Annotated in this window: 20 protein-coding genes; 19 read left to right on the top strand and 1 reads right to left on the bottom strand. The window is 38.0% G+C overall.

Annotation, left to right across the window (positions count from 1 at the left end):
- Window positions 1-40 precede the first annotated feature (40 nt).
- From cmk to fni, 4 genes are all read left to right on the top strand, one after another.
- Window positions 41-715 carry a (d)CMP kinase gene (gene cmk, locus ACWM35_RS05095; RefSeq protein WP_454816101.1) on the top strand — a complete coding sequence of 225 codons (675 nt, stop codon included), beginning with the start codon at window positions 41-43 and terminating at the stop codon, window positions 713-715.
- A 1-nt stretch (window position 716) separates the two neighbouring features.
- Complete coding sequence (locus ACWM35_RS05090) at window positions 717-1,298, top strand: lysophospholipid acyltransferase family protein (protein ID WP_454816099.1); 582 nt, start codon at window positions 717-719, stop codon at window positions 1,296-1,298.
- A 150-nt stretch (window positions 1,299-1,448) separates the two neighbouring features.
- The gene (rpsA, locus tag ACWM35_RS05085; protein ID WP_454816097.1) at window positions 1,449-2,588 is read left to right on the top strand and encodes a 30S ribosomal protein S1; all 1,140 of its coding nucleotides are present in this window, start codon (window positions 1,449-1,451) and stop codon (window positions 2,586-2,588) included.
- Window positions 2,589-2,600: 12 nt separating this feature from the next.
- Window positions 2,601-3,659, top strand: a complete 1,059-nt coding sequence (fni, locus tag ACWM35_RS05080; RefSeq protein ID WP_454816095.1) for a type 2 isopentenyl-diphosphate Delta-isomerase — start codon at window positions 2,601-2,603, stop codon at window positions 3,657-3,659.
- Window positions 3,660-3,701: 42 nt separating this feature from the next.
- Here the strand turns inward: fni and ACWM35_RS05075 are convergent, their stop codons facing one another.
- Window positions 3,702-3,845: a YpzI family protein gene (locus ACWM35_RS05075; protein ID WP_454816093.1), complete on the bottom strand. Its 144-nt coding sequence runs from the start codon at window positions 3,843-3,845 to the stop codon at window positions 3,702-3,704.
- Between the two features lie 110 nt (window positions 3,846-3,955).
- Here ACWM35_RS05075 and ACWM35_RS05070 point away from each other — a divergent pair, with 110 nt between their 5' ends.
- From ACWM35_RS05070 to aroB, 15 genes are all read left to right on the top strand, one after another.
- Window positions 3,956-4,564, top strand: coding sequence for a YphA family membrane protein (locus ACWM35_RS05070; protein WP_454816091.1), 609 nt, complete (start codon window positions 3,956-3,958; stop codon window positions 4,562-4,564).
- A gap of 141 nt (window positions 4,565-4,705) precedes the next feature.
- Window positions 4,706-6,016, top strand: coding sequence for a ribosome biogenesis GTPase Der (gene der, locus ACWM35_RS05065; protein WP_454816090.1), 1,311 nt, complete (start codon window positions 4,706-4,708; stop codon window positions 6,014-6,016).
- Window positions 5,997-7,094 (top strand): NAD(P)H-dependent glycerol-3-phosphate dehydrogenase, encoded by a 1,098-nt coding sequence (locus tag ACWM35_RS05060; RefSeq protein ID WP_454816088.1) that lies wholly within the window; start codon window positions 5,997-5,999, stop codon window positions 7,092-7,094. Before der ends, ACWM35_RS05060 begins: the two co-directional genes overlap by 20 nt.
- Window positions 7,095-7,332: 238 nt before the next feature.
- Window positions 7,333-7,518, top strand: coding sequence for a DUF2768 domain-containing protein (locus ACWM35_RS05055; protein ID WP_454816087.1), 186 nt, complete (start codon window positions 7,333-7,335; stop codon window positions 7,516-7,518).
- A gap of 73 nt (window positions 7,519-7,591) precedes the next feature.
- Window positions 7,592-8,302: a hypothetical protein gene (locus ACWM35_RS05050; RefSeq protein WP_454816085.1), complete on the top strand. Its 711-nt coding sequence runs from the start codon at window positions 7,592-7,594 to the stop codon at window positions 8,300-8,302.
- Window positions 8,303-8,625: 323 nt separating this feature from the next.
- Complete coding sequence (spoIVA, locus tag ACWM35_RS05045) at window positions 8,626-10,104, top strand: stage IV sporulation protein A (protein ID WP_454816083.1); 1,479 nt, start codon at window positions 8,626-8,628, stop codon at window positions 10,102-10,104.
- A 359-nt stretch (window positions 10,105-10,463) separates the two neighbouring features.
- The gene (hbs, locus tag ACWM35_RS05040; protein WP_034676225.1) at window positions 10,464-10,736 is read left to right on the top strand and encodes a non-specific DNA-binding protein Hbs; all 273 of its coding nucleotides are present in this window, start codon (window positions 10,464-10,466) and stop codon (window positions 10,734-10,736) included.
- Between the two features lie 184 nt (window positions 10,737-10,920).
- A complete protein-coding gene (folE, locus tag ACWM35_RS05035) occupies window positions 10,921-11,487 on the top strand; it encodes a GTP cyclohydrolase I FolE (protein ID WP_454816081.1) in 567 nt (188 codons plus the stop codon).
- Window positions 11,488-11,507: 20 nt separating this feature from the next.
- Complete coding sequence (gene mtrB, locus ACWM35_RS05030; RefSeq protein WP_454816079.1) at window positions 11,508-11,744, top strand: trp RNA-binding attenuation protein MtrB; 237 nt, start codon at window positions 11,508-11,510, stop codon at window positions 11,742-11,744.
- A gap of 174 nt (window positions 11,745-11,918) precedes the next feature.
- The gene (locus ACWM35_RS05025) at window positions 11,919-12,740 is read left to right on the top strand and encodes a heptaprenyl diphosphate synthase component 1 (protein WP_454816077.1); all 822 of its coding nucleotides are present in this window, start codon (window positions 11,919-11,921) and stop codon (window positions 12,738-12,740) included.
- A gap of 4 nt (window positions 12,741-12,744) precedes the next feature.
- Window positions 12,745-13,449, top strand: coding sequence for a demethylmenaquinone methyltransferase (locus tag ACWM35_RS05020; RefSeq protein ID WP_454816075.1), 705 nt, complete (start codon window positions 12,745-12,747; stop codon window positions 13,447-13,449).
- Between the two features lie 42 nt (window positions 13,450-13,491).
- Window positions 13,492-14,454, top strand: a complete 963-nt coding sequence (gene hepT / locus ACWM35_RS05015) for a heptaprenyl diphosphate synthase component II (protein WP_454816074.1) — start codon at window positions 13,492-13,494, stop codon at window positions 14,452-14,454.
- 160 nt (window positions 14,455-14,614) lie between these two features.
- Entirely contained in the window at window positions 14,615-15,061 is a 447-nt protein-coding gene (gene ndk, locus ACWM35_RS05010) for a nucleoside-diphosphate kinase (protein ID WP_454816072.1), read from the top strand.
- 233 nt (window positions 15,062-15,294) lie between these two features.
- On the top strand, window positions 15,295-16,467 hold the full coding sequence (gene aroC, locus ACWM35_RS05005) for a chorismate synthase (RefSeq protein WP_454817086.1): 1,173 nt from the start codon (window positions 15,295-15,297) through the stop codon (window positions 16,465-16,467).
- Entirely contained in the window at window positions 16,467-17,537 is a 1,071-nt protein-coding gene (gene aroB / locus ACWM35_RS05000; protein WP_454816070.1) for a 3-dehydroquinate synthase, read from the top strand. The genes aroC and aroB overlap by 1 nt, the downstream gene beginning before the upstream one ends.
- Window positions 17,538-17,546 lie beyond the last annotated feature (9 nt).

The following is a 17,546-nucleotide window of genomic DNA, read 5'->3' as shown; positions in this document are numbered from 1 at the left end:
GGATGTCTTCATCACGAACAAGAAAGACATAGGAGGAACTATGGAAACGAAACTATCAATCGCAATTGACGGCCCTGCTGCAGCCGGTAAAAGTACAGTAGCAAAAATTGTGGCAGAAAAACTATCTTACATATATATCGATACAGGTGCAATGTATCGGGCCTTGACCTATAAAGCAATCGTAAACAAACTTGACCTTGAAGATGAAACCTCTTTAATTGATATTCTATTGAATACGAAAATGGAGCTATTTCCTTCACCAAATGGTCAATTAGTCATTCTTGACGGACACGATGTAACGCAAGCGATTCGTACTGCTGAGGTAACAAATAATGTCTCATACGTGGCAAAACAACAAAAAGTCAGAGAAGAAATGGTTCGTATGCAGCAAGCTTTCGCTCTCGGCGGAGGTGTCGTAATGGATGGAAGAGATATTGGGACACATGTACTTCCAAACGCTGAAGTGAAAGTGTTTTTGCTTGCTAGTGTTGAGGAAAGAGCGGTAAGACGTCATACAGAAAACCTGCAGAAAGGCTTCCCATCCGATCTTGAGAAGTTAAAGGAAGAAATTGCCCGTCGTGATAAAATCGATTCAGAAAGAGAATATGCTCCATTAAGAAAAGCAGAAGATGCTGTTGAAATCGACACGACCTCTTTGACCATTCCTGAAGTTGTAGAAAATATTATGGCCCTAGTTCTTGAAAGGATTGGTTAATGTGACATTTTATTCATTTGCAAGGTCTGTTGTTGCTTCGATTTTTAAACCATGGTATAGAATTCAAGTGATTGGGGCAGAGAACTTCCCTAAGGATGGCGGAGTACTCCTATGTACGAATCATATCCATAATTTTGACCCACTTGTGGTTGGAATCACTGCACCCAGACCTGTTCACTTTATGGCAAAAGAAGAAATATTCAATGTTCCCGTGCTTGGAAATGTTGTTCGGAAATGCAATGCCTTCCCTGTGAAAAGAGGGATGGGAGATAGAGAAGCATTAAGATCAGGTTTAAAGGTCTTAAAAGACGGTCATGTCTTTGGGCTTTTTCCAGAGGGGACAAGAAGTAAGACGGGAGACCTTGGAAAAGGACTGTCGGGGGCTGGTTTTTTCGCTTTAAGAACTGAGGCGGATGTACTCCCATGTGCCATTATCGGACCATATAAAAGCCTTGGTAAGTTGAAAATTGTATACGGAAAGCCGATTGCCATGAAAGAGCTTCGTGAAACAAAAGCTTCTGCTGATCAGGTCACCGAATTAATCATGAGCGAAATCCATAAACTTATTAAAGAACATCGATAGGTTCTGCTTGACAAAATTAGCTATTTATAAGAAGTTAATAAAAAGAGATTTTTTAAAATATTCTAATCTTTTGGTAGTTAATGGGATTTGTGCGTGCGGCATGAATCACATCATATATTTTGAGTAGTTATGGATTAAGGAGGAGTACATATGTCAGAAGATATGAACCAAGTTGAAGTAAGAAATTTTGCCATCGGAGACCATGTTACAGGACAAGTTACAAAGGTAGAAGAAAAACAGGTAATCGTTAATATTCAGGATAGTAAATTAGATGGCATTATCCCTATTAGCGAGCTTTCTAGCCTTCATGTTGAAAAAGCTTCTGATGTCGTAGCAGAAGGTGATGCTTTAGACCTCGAAGTCTTAAAAGTAGAAGAAGAAGCACTAATTCTTTCTAAAAGAAAATTCGATGCTGAGAAAGCATGGGTTAGTTTAGAGCAACGTTTCAATAATGGTGAAATATTCGATGCCGAAGTCAAGGATGTTGTAAAAGGCGGACTTGTTGTCGACCTTGGCGTTCGCGGTTTCGTTCCAGCATCGCTAGTTGAAGCACACTTTGTCGAAGATTTTTCTGATTATAAAGGTCAAACAATTGCATTTAAAATAGTTGAACTGGATAAAGAAAAGAACCGATTGATACTTTCACATCGTGCGGTAGTGGAAGAAGAAAAAGGCAGACAGAAGAAAAACCTCCTTCATTCTATCCATCCTGGACAAGTTATTGATGGGACTGTCCAAAGAATCACAGATTTTGGCGCATTTGTTGATATCGGTGGAATTGATGGCCTTGTTCATATTTCCCAATTATCGTACAAGCATGTTGAAAAACCAACTGATGTTGTTCAAGAGGGTCAACAAGTAAAAGTAAAGGTATTAAATGTTGATCGTGATAATGAAAGAATCTCTTTATCCATTAAAGAAACTCAGCCAGGACCATGGTCAAATATTTCGGAAAAAGCACCAAAAGGCAGTACTCTAACAGGTACAGTTCGAAGATTAGTATCCTATGGTGCATTTGTTGAAGTTTTCCCTGGGGTAGAAGGGCTTGTCCACATCTCTCAAATTGCTCATAAGCATATTGCTACACCACATGAAGTATTAAAAGAAGGGCAAGAGGTAAAGGTAAAAGTACTGGACGCCAATGAGCAGGAGCAACGTCTATCCTTAAGTATTAAAGATCTTCTTGAAAAAGAAGTGGAGGAAAATCTCGATTATGAACTGCCAGAAGAATCAAAAGGATTCCAGCTTGGCGAAGTTATTGGGGATAAATTAAAGAATCTAAGAAAATAATGGTGATTTTTAGTGTCTAGATCTGGGAGAAAATGGGATCACATCCGCTTTGCCTTAGAAAATGGGCAGCAAAGTTTTTCAGCATTTGATGATATTCAATTTATTCATCAAAGTCTACCAAATGTGAATGTTTCAGATGTTACCTTTCACCAAACTATTGGCGAACTTTCTTTAAGTTCGCCATTTTTTATCAATGCGATGACAGGCGGCGGTGGCGATCGAACATATCGAATTAACAAACAACTAGCTGAGGTCGCTAATTCTGCAGGTCTGGCAATGGCAGTTGGTTCGCAGATGGCCGCATTGAAGGATAAGGATGAAAGATATACGTATGAAGTTGTCAGAAAAGAAAATCCTTCAGGTATTATTTTCGCTAATTTAGGAAGTGAAGCAACACCGGATGAGGCGAAAATTGCGGTTGAAATGATTGAAGCCAATGCGCTGCAGGTCCATTTGAATGTCATTCAGGAGTTAAGTATGCCAGAAGGAGACAGGGAATTTGCTGGTGCACTAAAAAGGATTGAGAAAATTGTCCAATCGGTTGGTGTTCCTGTTATCGCCAAGGAAGTAGGCTTTGGCATGAGCAAAGAAACCGTCAAAACTCTCTCTTCTTTAGGGGTTGCGGCTGTTGATGTGGGGGGATTTGGCGGCACTAATTTTGCCCAAATTGAAAATAAACGAAGTGAAAGATCTTTGTCATTTTTTAATAACTGGGGGATTCCGACTGCGATTTCTTTAATGGAGGCATCTTCAGTTTCAGGCGATGTTTCAATAATCGGTTCAGGGGGAATTTCAACGAGTTTCGATGCCGCAAAAGGTCTAGCCGTTGGTGCGAAGGCAATTGGTTTTGCTGGACATTTCTTGAAAATATTAATGGAGGAAGGGATTGATTCCTTGTATACAGAAATCAATTTGCTTCATCAGGATTTAGCAATGATTATGTCTGCAGTAGGAGCCAAAACAATCGGTGAATTACAAAAAGCTCCACTGATGATATCCGGTCAGACCCATCACTGGTTATCGCAAAGAGGAATAGATACAAAAACCTATAGCCAACGCACGATTAAATAAATAACGCTCTCGCAAAAAAAAAATTGCGAGAGCGTTATTTATTTAACTATACTTTCCATCATTTAAGCCTCTTGCTTCTTCGGGGCTAGATAGTTTCGTGGCACCTGGATAGTGCAGTGCCTGGTCTCGATCAGATTCCACTCTTTTACTTGTTTTAAGCTTTTTTTCCTGCCGGTCCTTTCCCATTATTCCACACCTCCTACTATTAAGATGATTTTGAAGGGTAAAGATTATTCAAGGAAGTATGAAAGTACATAAAGAATGTCGATAATGGAAACATTAGGAGGTGTGTGTGATTGGAAGGTTTGTTTTTTTATTGGATCTTTTGGTTTTCTTGGGTATATTTGACGTTTGTTTTAAATAAGCAAAATCCATATCGAATGAAATCCGCTGCTTGTCTTTTATTCATTATCATCCTCTCCAATTTTCACTTTGTTATTGGATCCTTTGATATTTATGCTGGCGGACTGGTGTTGCTGTTATTATCTTATTATTTTTTCAGTAAGGAAAAGTTTGGTCATTTGCTTTACTCATTTATCTGTTCTTTTACGATTACGATGGCTTACGTCACTTTTCATTTATTTGAAATATTTGACCCCATATGGATAATCTTTAAAAAGGAATGGATGATGGGGATATGTTTTTCAATATTAGCTATTCTTTTGCAAAAAACATTGAGTGGAAGATTGTTAATTATTGTTAGTGGAACCATGCAGGGAGAAGTTTTATATGGCTATTATTTAACTAAATTTAATTTTTCCTATCCGATTGGGACACTTGCCTATCTGGATGTTTGTGCGTTAATTTCCCTATTATTGATATCCTGGAGTATCCTAGAAAATGCAAGTACGATATTTCAAAATCATATTCATCTTTTCGAAAAAGGAAAACAAAAATCGTCTTAAATTAGATATTCATTGCGGGAAAGGATTAACATTGCTAAAATAATATGGTTAGACCCTTCTCTAGGATAAGAAGGGTTTCTTTATCATTAACAAAAGAAAACAAGATTTTACATATATTGGACAGGAAGGATGGCGATTATGATGGTAAAACCTGTTATAGCCATTGTAGGAAGACCGAACGTTGGAAAATCAACAATCTTCAACAGAATTGTGGGGGAGCGAGTTTCCATTGTTGAGGATATCCCGGGTGTTACTCGTGATCGAATTTATAGCTCAGGGGAATGGTTAACACATGATTTTAATGTGATTGATACAGGCGGAATTGATATTGGCGATGAACCATTTTTAGAACAAATCCGTCAACAGGCTGAAGTTGCGATTGATGAAGCAGATGTTATTATTTTTTTAACAAATGGAAGAGAAGGAGTAACCGCTGCAGATGAAGAGGTAGCTAAGATTTTATATAAATCGAAGAAACCGATCGTGTTAGGAGTCAATAAAGTTGATAATCCGGAGATGCGTGAACAGATTTATGATTTTTACTCATTAGGATTCGGTGAACCAATTCCTGTTTCTGGCTCGCATGGATTGGGATTGGGAGATTTATTGGATGAAGCAGCAAAGCATTTTCCAAAAAATAAAGGCCAGGAATATGATGAGGATGTTATAAAGTTTTCTTTAATTGGACGTCCGAATGTTGGGAAATCATCATTAGTGAATGCTATTCTTGGTGAGGATCGGGTCATTGTCAGTGATATTGCTGGGACAACTCGTGATGCGGTCGACTCTCCTTATACATATAACGGGCAAGAATACGTTATTATTGATACCGCTGGTATGAGAAAAAAAGGAAAAGTATATGAAAGCACTGAAAAATATAGTGTTCTCCGCGCACTAAGGGCAATTGAACGCTCCGATGTCGTTTTAGTTGTTATTAATGCTGAAGAGGGAATTATTGAGCAGGATAAGAAGATTGCTGGATATGCACATGAAGCAGGACGTGCCGTTGTCATCGTCGTGAACAAATGGGATGCAATCGAAAAAGACGAAAAAACAATGAAAGAACTTGAACAAAAGATTAGAGAACATTTTCTATTCTTAAGCTATGCTCCAATTGTATTCTTATCAGCGAAAACAAAAAAACGGATTCATACTTTGCTGCCGATGATTAACGTCGCAAGTGAAAACCATTCAATGAGGGTAGAAACAAGCGTGTTGAATGATATTATCATGGATGCTGTTGCGATGAATCCAACACCGACTGATAAAGGGCGGCGTTTGAAGATTTATTACACAACTCAAGTTGCAGTTAAGCCACCTACTTTTGTTGTATTTGTAAATGAACCTGAATTATTGCATTTTTCTTATGAACGCTTCTTAGAAAATCGAATTCGAGATGCTTTTGGATTTGAAGGAACCCCGATAAAAATTTATGCTAGAGAAAGAAAATAAAAATTTTACGGTGGGAGTGATTGTATTGCAGAAAAATAAAGCAATTGCCGTGGTCGGCGCTGGTAGCTGGGGCACTGCCCTAGCTATGGTACTTGCTGACAATGGTCACGAAGTTCGGTTATGGAGTCATAATGAATCGCAAGTAACTGAAATTAATCAATTCCATACAAATAATAAATACTTGCCAGAAATCCAACTACCGGAGTTAATTATTGGCTATGGGTCGCTAAGAGACGCCCTTAAAGGGATCGAAACGGTTATTTTAGCCGTACCGACTAAAGCTATTCGTGAAGTTCTTGGTAAGATACGTTCGATTCATAATACTCCAATAACCATCGCTCACGTTAGTAAGGGGATTGAGCCGGATTCATTAATGAGAATAACAGAAATGATTAAGGAAGAAATGTCTGAGGAGCTCTTGAAAGCTGTTGTTGTCCTTTCAGGGCCAAGCCATGCAGAGGAAGTTAGTCTTCGTCATCCCACAACCGTTACAGTTTCCTCTGAAGATATGGGGGCTGCTGAAGAAATTCAAGATTTATTTATCAATCAGAATTTCCGTGTCTATACAAATCCAGATGTCATCGGAGTTGAAATTGGCGGTGCGTTGAAGAATATCATTGCTTTAGCAGCGGGAATAACGGATGGATTAGGATATGGAGATAATGCGAAAGCAGCCCTTATTACACGGGGACTGGCAGAAATTGCCCGCTTAGGGACCAAAATGGGAGCCAATCCACTTACCTTCTCCGGTTTAGCAGGGATCGGTGATTTAATTGTTACGTGTACAAGCGTTCATTCAAGGAATTGGCGAGCTGGTAATCTGCTTGGAAAAGGGAAATCACTCGACGAGGTACTTGAAAATATGGGGATGGTTGTTGAAGGCGTTAGAACGACGAAAGCAGCCTATCAGCTTGCTAAAAAGTATGATGTAAACATGCCTATCACATATGCTCTTTATGATGTTTTGTTTAATGGCAAGAATGCAAAGGATGCTGTTGATGTATTAATGGCTCGTGGAAAAACGCATGAAATGGAAGATTTAGTAAATGTACTTGAAGAAAGAAATACCGAAGAATAAAATTGTGCATTTTTCCTGTGAAAATAGGCGTTCTTACGATGCGCTTTCTCTCTAAATTGCATACAATGCATCGAAGAACACATGTAGTATGAACCTAGAGACTGGGTTGTTTAGTCAATAAGGCTGAAGTAAGGAATTCGCCCCTCTTTACTTCAGTTTTTTATTTTGGCAAATAGAAAGGTTTTTATCAAATGATTTTACTGTGATATAATAACTTTCGAAAAAAGGGGGTGTCATTTTGTCACCGGGAATGCTAAAAATGTGGATATCTATTGCTGGGATTGGAATAATGTTTCTAGCAATTATCACAATCTATTTAAGTCGTTATAAGTTTAAAGGAGTATTAAAAGCTGTTACCGCCATTCTTGCTTACATATTTTTAATTATTGCAGGATTCATTTTATTTATCGTCCTTTTTACATAAAGTGAAACTTTCGATCAGTGGGGGTTTTACTGCCCGTTAATGCGGGATAAAAACTTAAACGATAGGTGATTGTATGAAATTGAAAGTGCTTAGTACCTTTATCGTATTATCAGTCTTGTTTTTATCAGGATGTATGTATCCTGACGAGAAATTAGCGAAAAATCAGATCCCTTATGCGGATCAATTACAAGCAGTTCAACAGGCGGTTGACTCTTTCCGTGAGGATAATGGGGGGATTTTGCCAATAAAAACAAAAGAAGCAGATACTCCGATATATCAAAAATACCCAATCGATTTTAAAAAGATAGCACCTAAATATCTTGCAGAACCGCCAGGAAATGCTTTTGAAAGCGGGGGTATCTTCCAATACGTCCTTGTCGAAGTAGAGACGAATCCAACAGTTAAATTACTTGACTTACGGGTTGCGGAAACGATTCGTGATATTAAGTTGAAAATCAGATCTATGGGTTATCCCCCTTATAAGGAGCAAATTGCGGATAACGTCTATTCGCTTGATTTTCAGAAATTAGGATATAAACAGCAGCCATATGCGGTTAGCCCATTCTCCAATCAAAATCTCCCTTATGTCGTAACAGGGGATGCTGAAATTTTTGTTGATTACCGTCAAGATTTATTTCAGACGCTTCAAAAATCTGAGATGGTGCTAAAACCAGGAGAGGATATTCGTAATATTCTCGTCGAAAATTCAATGTTCGTTCCTGCGTACTCCCTGCCTTATACGATAGATGATGAAAATAAGGAACCTGTTTTTTTAAAGCAATAATAGCAATTAGTCATAACCCTTCGCCTGCGAAATATATTGTAGGAGAAGGGTTTTTTGGTTATTAAGCAGAATTCACTAATCGCGATAATGGATTCTGTTCAAACATAATAACCGTCGTGTTTTCTTTAATGGGAAACCCTCATTCGATCAAACTGTTCAGACACAACAAATACTAGTAATCTTATGAATATTTTTTAAGGGGGTAAAAAATAATTTAGAAAAGTGTCATAAGAATATAGGACAACGTCATAAACATATATTGTCCAAAAATACCTAGATGGATAATATTATCCCACTTTACTCAATGATCGGGAGGGGATCACTTGGAAAAGGTTGATATTTTTAAAGATATTGCCGAGAGAACCGGCGGTGATATTTATTTAGGAGTTGTAGGTGCTGTTCGAACAGGGAAATCTACATTTATTAAAAAATTTATGGAGCTAGTGGTACTACCGAATATAGACAACGAAGCGGAAAGATCAAGAACTCAGGATGAACTTCCACAAAGTGCTGCAGGAAAAACCATTATGACTACGGAGCCAAAGTTTGTTCCTAATCAGGCTTGCTCGGTACATGTTGATGAGGGGCTGAATGTCAATATTCGCCTAGTCGATTGTGTGGGGTATACGGTCCCAGGTGCCAAAGGATATGAAGATGAAAATGGACCAAGGATGATTACTACGCCTTGGTATGAAGAACCAATTCCATTTCATGAGGCTGCAGAAATTGGAACGAGAAAAGTGATCCAAGAGCATTCCACAATTGGTGTGGTGGTTACAACAGATGGAACTATCGGTGAAATTCCACGGAGTAATTATATTGAAGCCGAGGAAAGAGTGATTGAAGAGCTGAAGGAAGTTGGTAAACCATTTATCATGGTCGTCAACAGTGCTCAGCCACATCATCCAAGCACAGAAACGCTTAGATCCAATCTTGCCGAAAAATATGACATTCCCGTTATTGCAATGAGTGTTGAAAGCATGAGGGACAGTGATGTACTTAATGTCCTCCGGGAAGCCCTTTATGAGTTCCCAGTACTTGAGGTAAATGTAAACCTTCCAAGCTGGGTAATGGTGCTAAGAGAAAATCACTGGCTTCGTGAAAGCTATCAAGAAGCAGTAAAAGAAACGGTGAAGGATATTAAACGATTAAGAGATGTTGATAGAGTTGTCCAGCAATTTAGCGACTTTGATTATATAGAGAGAGCAGGATTAGCTGGTATTGAGATGGGGCAGGGAATAGCTGAAATTGACTTGTATGCTCCTGATGAACTCTATGATGATATTTTAAAAGAAATTGTCGGAGTAGAAATCAGAGGAAAAGATCATCTTCTTGAGCTTATGCAGGATTTTGCTCATGCTAAAGCGGAGTATGATCATATAGCAGATGCATTAAAGATGGTTAAGCAAACAGGTTATGGGGTTGCTTCGCCGACACTATCTGATATGAGTCTAGAAGAGCCTGAAATTATTCGCCAAGGTGCAAGGTTTGGCGTAAGACTCAGGGCGGTTGCACCATCTATTCACATGATTAAAGTGGATGTGGAATCTGAATTTGCTCCAATTATTGGGACTGAAAAACAAAGTGAGGAACTAGTCCGTTATTTAATGCAAGACTTTGAGGATGATCCGTTATCCATTTGGAATTCTGATATTTTTGGACGCTCTTTAAACTCAATCGTACGAGAAGGCATTCAGGCAAAGATATCGTTGATGCCAGAGAATGCAAGATACAAACTTAAAGAAACGTTAGAAAGAATTATTAATGAAGGCTCAGGAGGATTAATCGCCATTATTCTCTAGTTTTAGGACTCCATTCGGGGTCTTTTTTTTATTATTCTGCAAATTAAGTATCCGAATTTTTTATTTACGGTAGAATTTTGTCGAAACGAAGAAAAGATTACCATAATTTCATGAATTATTCTTGATAAGCGTAAATGATTGTGATAATCTTTTAACAGACTTACGTTATAGTGCTTAAAACCTTTATTTATAAGGGTTTTGTTAAAGAAGTAGTTTAAATTTACTAATGAAGCAATAATTTGAATACTTTGTCTATAAAAACGCGCTGTGACGTATAGAATTTAGAAAAATTGTTTAGAAATGTAGATAAGTAAACTTATTTACGGATCTTACTATTTTATTGGGAGGAGGTGAATGGCATGAACAAGACAGAACTTATTAACGCAGTTGCTGAAGCAAGCGAACTTTCTAAAAAAGACGCTACAAAAGCAGTTGATGCTGTTTTTGATTCAATTTTAGATGCTTTAAAAAATGGTGATAAAGTTCAACTAATTGGTTTTGGAAACTTTGAAGTACGTGAGCGTGCTGCCCGTAAAGGTCGCAACCCACAAACTGGTGAAGAAATCGAAATCGGTGCAAGCAAAGTTCCTGCTTTTAAACCAGGTAAAGCGCTTAAAGATGCAGTAAAATAATTACATAAATTATTGCTTTAAGCGAATGCTTGAGCAAAAAAGGTCATGGTTTATTCCATGGCCTTTTTTCATTTGCTTAGGAACCTCGAGTTTTGGTTTTTCTTTTTTTGTTTCATCCCACTGATTGTGCTAATATGTATTTGTTAACTATACATAATTGTTTTACAATTTAGGAGGAATACATATGTCAGTAGTGGATCGTACCCAAATTGAAGAAGCGGTACGTTTAATATTAAAAGCAATTGGTGAGGATCCCAGCCGGGAAGGTTTGCTCGACACACCTAAGCGTGTTGCCAAAATGTATGAAGAAGTTTTTAGTGGCTTAAACGAAGATCCAAGTAAGCATTTTGAGACGATATTTAGTGAAGATCATGAAGAATTAGTTTTAGTAAAAGACATTCCATTTTATTCTATGTGTGAGCACCACCTTGTACCTTTCTATGGAAAAGCACATGTTGCCTATATACCAAAAAACGGCCGTGTTACTGGTTTGAGTAAATTGGCTAGAGCAGTTGAAGCAGTTGCCAAGAGGCCACAGCTCCAAGAAAGAATTACATCCACTGTTGCAGATAGTATGATGGAAAAATTAGACCCACATGGAGTTATGGTAGTTGTTGAGGCAGAGCATATGTGTATGACGATGCGGGGTGTTAAAAAACCTGGAGCTCAAACAGTCACGACGGCAGTAAGGGGTACGTTAGCTGAGGATACCATTGCTCGAGCAGAAATTCTGGCATTAATTAAGAATTAAGAATTAAGTGGGGTGATTATATGGAAAAACGTCAGCCGCAAAATAGTGATTTTGTTGTGATAAAAGCAGTGGATGATGGGGTCAGTGTAATTGGGTTAACAAGGGGAACGGATACAAGATTTCATCATTCAGAAAAGCTTGATAAAGGCGAAGTATTAATTGCTCAATTTACCGAGCATACATCAGCAATAAAAATTAGAGGTAATGCGAAAATCATCACCCATTTCGGTGAAGTGGAAAGTGAAATGAAGAAGTAATCTGTTCTTGTTGGATAATTAATCCAATAATCTCCTTTCATTGTTCCTTTTCCCTCAGTGAAAGAGTATTTATTTTGTGAATTCCTGCCCATTCTAACCCTTTTATGATATAATTGTCACTGCCTTGTTTTTTAAAAGGAACTAAATATAATATTCTACTTCGGGGAAGCAAGGGTGATTAATTTGCCAGACATTCGACAAAAATTTACTGATGTAAAGGAGCAAGTAGAAGGAAAGGTACTTCATCCTTACTTGCTAAAATATATTGAAACACCCGTAATTGATGAAGATAAGCTGTTAATTCTTGTCTCTATTATGGATCGGCTCGAATTGACTTCTGATGAAATAAAAAACTATGCTATGACGACTATGCTTATTCAAATTGCCCTTGATACCCATGAGCATATTTCAAATGCAGCTGTTGATGAGAAACAACGACAATTAACCGTGTTAGCCGGAGATTATTATAGCGGACTTTATTATAAATTACTTGCTGATTCTGAAAATATAGAAATGATCAAGGAACTTTCAAAAGGGATTAAAGAGATTAACGAGCATAAAATCTCTGTTTACCAAAAAGAGCTTTCAAGTATTGAAAGTCTGATGATAAGTGTGATGAAAATGGAAAGCGCATTATTAACTAGGTTTTCGGGTTACTTTAAAGTAGATATTTGGAATGAGTGGTTATCATGTTTCCTATTAGTAAAGCGTTTACTGCATGAAAAAAAGCAGCTTTCCGATAATGGTAGCAGTATCATGTTTGAAGGTATGAAAGACATCATTTACTCAAATAAAAATCTCTCTTTAAAAAATTTAACAGATATACAATATCGTAATTTACATGCAATATGTGATCAATATATCGATTCATCGATTCAATTGATAGTAAATGGAATGAACCAGCTTCCTTATTTAAATGACTTTTTGGAAGCAAGAATTAGTAAGGTAATCAATGAACATCAGAAAATGGCAAAAACATTAGTGGAAGAAGGGTAAGCACATGCAGCAATCGAAAGAACAACGAGTTCATAAGGTTTTTGAGAAAATTTCTGATAACTACGATAAAATGAACTCAGTCATTAGTTTTCAGCAGCATCTCAAGTGGCGGAAAGATACGATGAAAAGAATGAATGTTCAAAAGGGTTCTAAAGCGCTGGATGTTTGTTGTGGAACAGCTGATTGGACGATTGCACTAGCAGAAGCCGTTGGTCCTTCTGGTGAGGTAACTGGATTGGATTTTAGTCAAAATATGCTTAATGTCGGGATTGAAAAAGTAAAGAACCTCGGGCTTAAGCATGTCACCTTAACTCACGGCAACGCCATGGAGCTGCCTTTTCCGGATAATAGTTTTGACTATGTTACCATCGGGTTTGGTTTAAGAAATGTTCCAGATTATCTTCAAGTCTTAAAAGAAATGCGTCGTGTATTAAAACCAGGCGGGGTTGCCGTTTGCCTGGAAACGTCACAGCCGACCTTAATTGGCTATAAGCAGCTATTCTTTTTTTATTTTCGTTATATTATGCCGATATTTGGTAAATTATTTGCTAAGAGTTACAAAGAGTACTCATGGCTCCAAGAATCTGCCCGTGATTTTCCAGATATGAAAGAATTAGCACGTTTGTTTGAGACGGCAGGTTTTAATAATGTGTTTTATAAGCCATATAGCGGTGGAGCGGCAGCGGTTCATATGGGCTATAAAAAATAGACAAGCTACTTGTAGACAGGATGAAAAGCTGGGTGAATGCTAATGAAATTAAAAATGATGTATTCATTTTTAAATTCTGATATAAATACAATCGAAAAGAAACTGGAGGAGACCATTCAGTCGGACTCACTCCTTTTAAAGCATGCTTCTTTGCATACATTGCAGGCAGGGGGAAAAAGAATCCGTCCTGTTTTTGTTTTGCTGGCAGGAAAATTTGGCCGCTATGACATTGATGTGATGAAAAACGTTGCCGTTGCCCTTGAGTTAATTCATATGGCATCGCTTGTCCACGATGATGTCATCGATGATGCAGATCTCCGGAGAGGACAGCCTACTGTTAAAGCAAAGTGGGATAATAAGACAGCGATGTACACAGGAGATTTCATATTTGCTCTTTCTCTCGAGTTAATGACTGAAATTAATAAGCCGTTAGCGCATAAGATTTTAGCAAATACAATCGTTGAAGTAACAGTTGGGGAAATTCAACAAATTAAAGACAAATACCGTTTTAATCAAAATCTAAGGGATTACTTGAGGAGAATTAAGCGGAAAACAGCTTTATTAATTTCAGCAAGCTGTCAATTAGGTGCGATTGCTGCAGATGTGGAAGAATCCATTCATAAAAAGCTGTATCTATTTGGTTATTACGTAGGTATGTCTTATCAGATTACGGATGATATACTAGATTTTACCTCAACAGAAGAAAAACTAGGGAAGCCTGCAGGCGGGGATCTTCTACAAGGTAACATCACCGCACCCGTGCTTTATGCAATGGAAAATCCAAAGATTCGTTTTGAAATCGAAAAGGTTCATGAAAACTTGGAACCAGCGGAAATTCAAACCATTATTACGCAGATAAAAAAATCAGGTGCTATTGAAAAGTCACATGCATTAAGTGATATGTACTTAGATAAGGCTCTTGACATTCTTGAACAACTCCCTGCGAATAGAGCCAAGAAGACACTTCGTGATATCGCAAAATTTATTGGGCGTCGAAAATATTAAATGAAAGAGAGTTTAACCACTGGTTTGCTCTCTTTATTATTTTATTAGCTGAAAAGGCGGCTGCTGCTTTTCGCTCTTGCGAAATATTCAAAAAAATGATAACATTTTCATGGATTGTCAATAAAGACAATCATTATACATAATTTTAGGAGTGAATTTCATGGAAAAAACATTTTTAATGGTCAAACCTGATGGTGTTCAACGTAATTTAATTGGAGAAATCGTTGCTCGTTTTGAAAGAAAGGGCTTTCAATTGGTTGGTGCGAAATTAATGATCATTCCAACTGAACTTGCAGAAGAGCATTATGGTGAACACAAAGAACGTCCATTTTTTGGTGAACTAGTTGATTTTATCACTTCTGGTCCTGTATTCGCGATGGTTTGGCAGGGGGAAAATGTGATTACAACTGCTCGTCAAATGATGGGTTCAACAAATCCAAAGGATGCAACTCCTGGTACAATTCGTGGAGATTATGGATTAACAGTAGGTAAAAATGTTATTCACGGATCCGATTCTCCAGCAAGTGCGGAACGTGAAATTGGCTTATTCTTTAAAGACGGCGGTTTAGTAGAATACTCAAAACTTGTAAATGAATGGATTTATTAATAGAGGAAGGCACTTGTATATCAAGTGTCTTTTTTTGTATACGCATACATCGATGATTTTTCAAAAAAATGAGTTACTTTAGTATACAAATGGAGCAACAGTTATTATTATTATATAAAATATTATTATTTAATTTATCGTATTTTCAGAATAATTCCTCTAGGTTTATTAGGCTGTATATGGTATATTGATAAAAATCCTTTAATGAGTTGAAGGGGGAAAGAGTTATGGGGATGAGATATTTAACAGCTGGAGAATCCCACGGGCCACAATTAACCACAATTTTAGAAGGGCTTCCTGCTGGAATGCCTTTGTTAGCAGAAGATATTAATGAAGAGCTGGCAAGGCGGCAAAAAGGTCATGGCCGTGGAAGAAGAATGCAAATTGAAAAAGATACTGTCGAAATTGCCTCAGGTGTTCGTCATGGGTATACATTGGGTTCTCCAATTACTTTGGTTGTAAAAAACAACGACTGGAAGCATTGGACAAATATCATGGGTGCGGATCCCCTAATTGAGGGAGAAGAGAATGAGGTTAGAAGAAAAATAACCCGTCCACGACCAGGACATGCTGATTTAAATGGTGCAATTAAATACGGACATCGGGATATGAGAAATGTCCTTGAACGCTCATCCGCTCGGGAGACCACTGTAAGAGTTGCAGCCGGTGCCGTAGCGAAAAAGCTATTATCTTTAGTGGGAGTTAACATTGTTTCCCATGTTGTAGAAATTGGCGGCATTAAAGCTGAAATTGACCCTGCCTTATCTATTGATACTTTAAAAGAACGGTCAGAGTTTTCACCCGTACGGTGTGCAGACCAAAGTGTCGAGCAAAAAATGATGGATGCCATCGATGAAGCAAAGAAAAATGGTGATTCAATCGGCGGTGTTGTTGAAGTGATTGCCACCGGAATGCCGGCTGGGGTAGGGAGTTATGTTCAATTTGATAGAAAGTTAGATGCAAAACTTGCCGCTGCAATTGTAAGTATTAATGCCTTTAAAGGGGTTGAGTTTGGCATCGGTTTTGACGCTGCCCGAAAACCTGGCAGTGAAGTACATGATGAGATCGTTTGGGAAGAAGAAAAAGGGTATTCCCGAAAGACAAATCGTCTTGGTGGTTTTGAAGGTGGAATGACCACAGGGATGCCAATTGTTGTTCGTGGAGTCATGAAGCCGATTCCTACGCTTTATAAACCATTAATGAGTGTAGATATCGATTCGAAGGAGCCTTTTTCAGCTAGTATCGAGCGTTCTGATAGTTGTGCCGTTCCTGCCGCTGCTGTTGTTGCTGAGCATGCCGTAGCATGGGAACTCGCAAATGCGCTTGTTGACCAATTTTTTAGTGATCGCTTTGATACCTTTGCTGCAGAAATTAAACGCCAGCATGAATATGCGAGGGAATTTTAATGGAAGCCATTCCTATTAAGACAAGCTCCAAAAGCTATCAGGTTTTTCTTGGTGAAGGTGCCACCAACGAAATTAGCACTTTTTTAACTAATCATTTTACAAACTTGACGAAAATACTAATTATTACAGATGAAACCGTTGCAAATAGACATCTTGAGAAAATTTTGCCGTCTTTAGCAACTTGGAATCCTGTTGTTTTTACTGCTCCGAGTGGAGAAAAGGCAAAAACCTTTGAAGTCTATTATGAAGCCCTTTCGACAGCCTTAGAAAACCGCCTTGATCGACAGTCAGTTATTCTCGCCTTTGGCGGTGGGGCTGTTGGAGATTTATCTGGATTTGTTGCCGCTTCTTTTATGAGAGGGATACCTTTTATTCAAGTTCCAACGACAATCTTGGCTCATGATAGTGCAGTTGGTGGAAAAGTAGCAATAAACCATCCATTAGGGAAAAATATGATTGGGGCTTTCCATCAGCCTGAAGCTGTATTCTATGATCTAAATTTCCTAAAAACACTACCATTACAAGAAATTCGTTCTGGATTGGCAGAGGTTATTAAACATGCACTCATCTATGATCCTAACTTTTTCATTTGGCTGAAAAATAATATTAAAGATATTGAGTTAGTTTCTTCAGAACAATTATTTGAGGCTCTTTCAAAAGGTATAAAAATTAAGAATGAATTTGTATCAAAGGATGAAAGAGAAGCTGGGGTACGTGCTTTTTTAAATTTCGGACACACCCTTGGGCATGCTATTGAATCAGAAATGGGTTATGGTAACTTTACTCATGGCGAAGCAGTCATGATTGGGATGATATTTGCCTTGAAATTAAGTAAAGAACAGGCTGGACTCCATTTCGATACAGAGGAGTTTGTGAGCTGGGTCCAAGGACTTGGCTATGAAATTTCTATACCAGTTCAACTACCGCCAGAGCGTTTACTAAGTAAAATGAAACAAGATAAGAAAACAATTGGCGAAACAATCCGGTTCGTCTTATTGGAACAAATAGGAAAACCAAAGATCCAGCAATTATCCGATGATTACTTATTAGAGCAGCTGAAAGCTTTTTAAAATAAAAGG

Source organism: Neobacillus sp. K501, from assembly GCF_053749995.1.
The sequence above is the reverse complement of the archived record's forward strand: the minus strand, read 5'-3'. Positions and strand labels throughout refer to the sequence as shown.

Bases quoted from the DNA above. Each gene is read 5' to 3' on its own strand.
- cmk (WP_454816101.1), top strand. From the start codon at position 41: ATGGAAACGAAACTATCAATCGCAATTGACGGCCCTGCTGCAGCCGGT.
- rpsA (WP_454816097.1), top strand. From the start codon at position 1,449: ATGTCAGAAGATATGAACCAAGTTGAAGTAAGAAATTTTGCCATCGGA.
- ACWM35_RS05075 (WP_454816093.1), bottom strand. From the start codon at position 3,845: ATGGGAAAGGACCGGCAGGAAAAAAAGCTTAAAACAAGTAAAAGAGTG.
- der (WP_454816090.1), top strand. From the start codon at position 4,706: ATGGTAAAACCTGTTATAGCCATTGTAGGAAGACCGAACGTTGGAAAA.
- ACWM35_RS05060 (WP_454816088.1), top strand. From the start codon at position 5,997: ATGCTAGAGAAAGAAAATAAAAATTTTACGGTGGGAGTGATTGTATTG.
- ACWM35_RS05050 (WP_454816085.1), top strand. From the start codon at position 7,592: ATGAAATTGAAAGTGCTTAGTACCTTTATCGTATTATCAGTCTTGTTT.
- hbs (WP_034676225.1), top strand. From the start codon at position 10,464: ATGAACAAGACAGAACTTATTAACGCAGTTGCTGAAGCAAGCGAACTT.
- folE (WP_454816081.1), top strand. From the start codon at position 10,921: ATGTCAGTAGTGGATCGTACCCAAATTGAAGAAGCGGTACGTTTAATA.
- mtrB (WP_454816079.1), top strand. From the start codon at position 11,508: ATGGAAAAACGTCAGCCGCAAAATAGTGATTTTGTTGTGATAAAAGCA.
- ACWM35_RS05020 (WP_454816075.1), top strand. From the start codon at position 12,745: ATGCAGCAATCGAAAGAACAACGAGTTCATAAGGTTTTTGAGAAAATT.
- hepT (WP_454816074.1), top strand. From the start codon at position 13,492: ATGAAATTAAAAATGATGTATTCATTTTTAAATTCTGATATAAATACA.
- ndk (WP_454816072.1), top strand. From the start codon at position 14,615: ATGGAAAAAACATTTTTAATGGTCAAACCTGATGGTGTTCAACGTAAT.
- aroC (WP_454817086.1), top strand. From the start codon at position 15,295: ATGAGATATTTAACAGCTGGAGAATCCCACGGGCCACAATTAACCACA.
- aroB (WP_454816070.1), top strand. From the start codon at position 16,467: ATGGAAGCCATTCCTATTAAGACAAGCTCCAAAAGCTATCAGGTTTTT.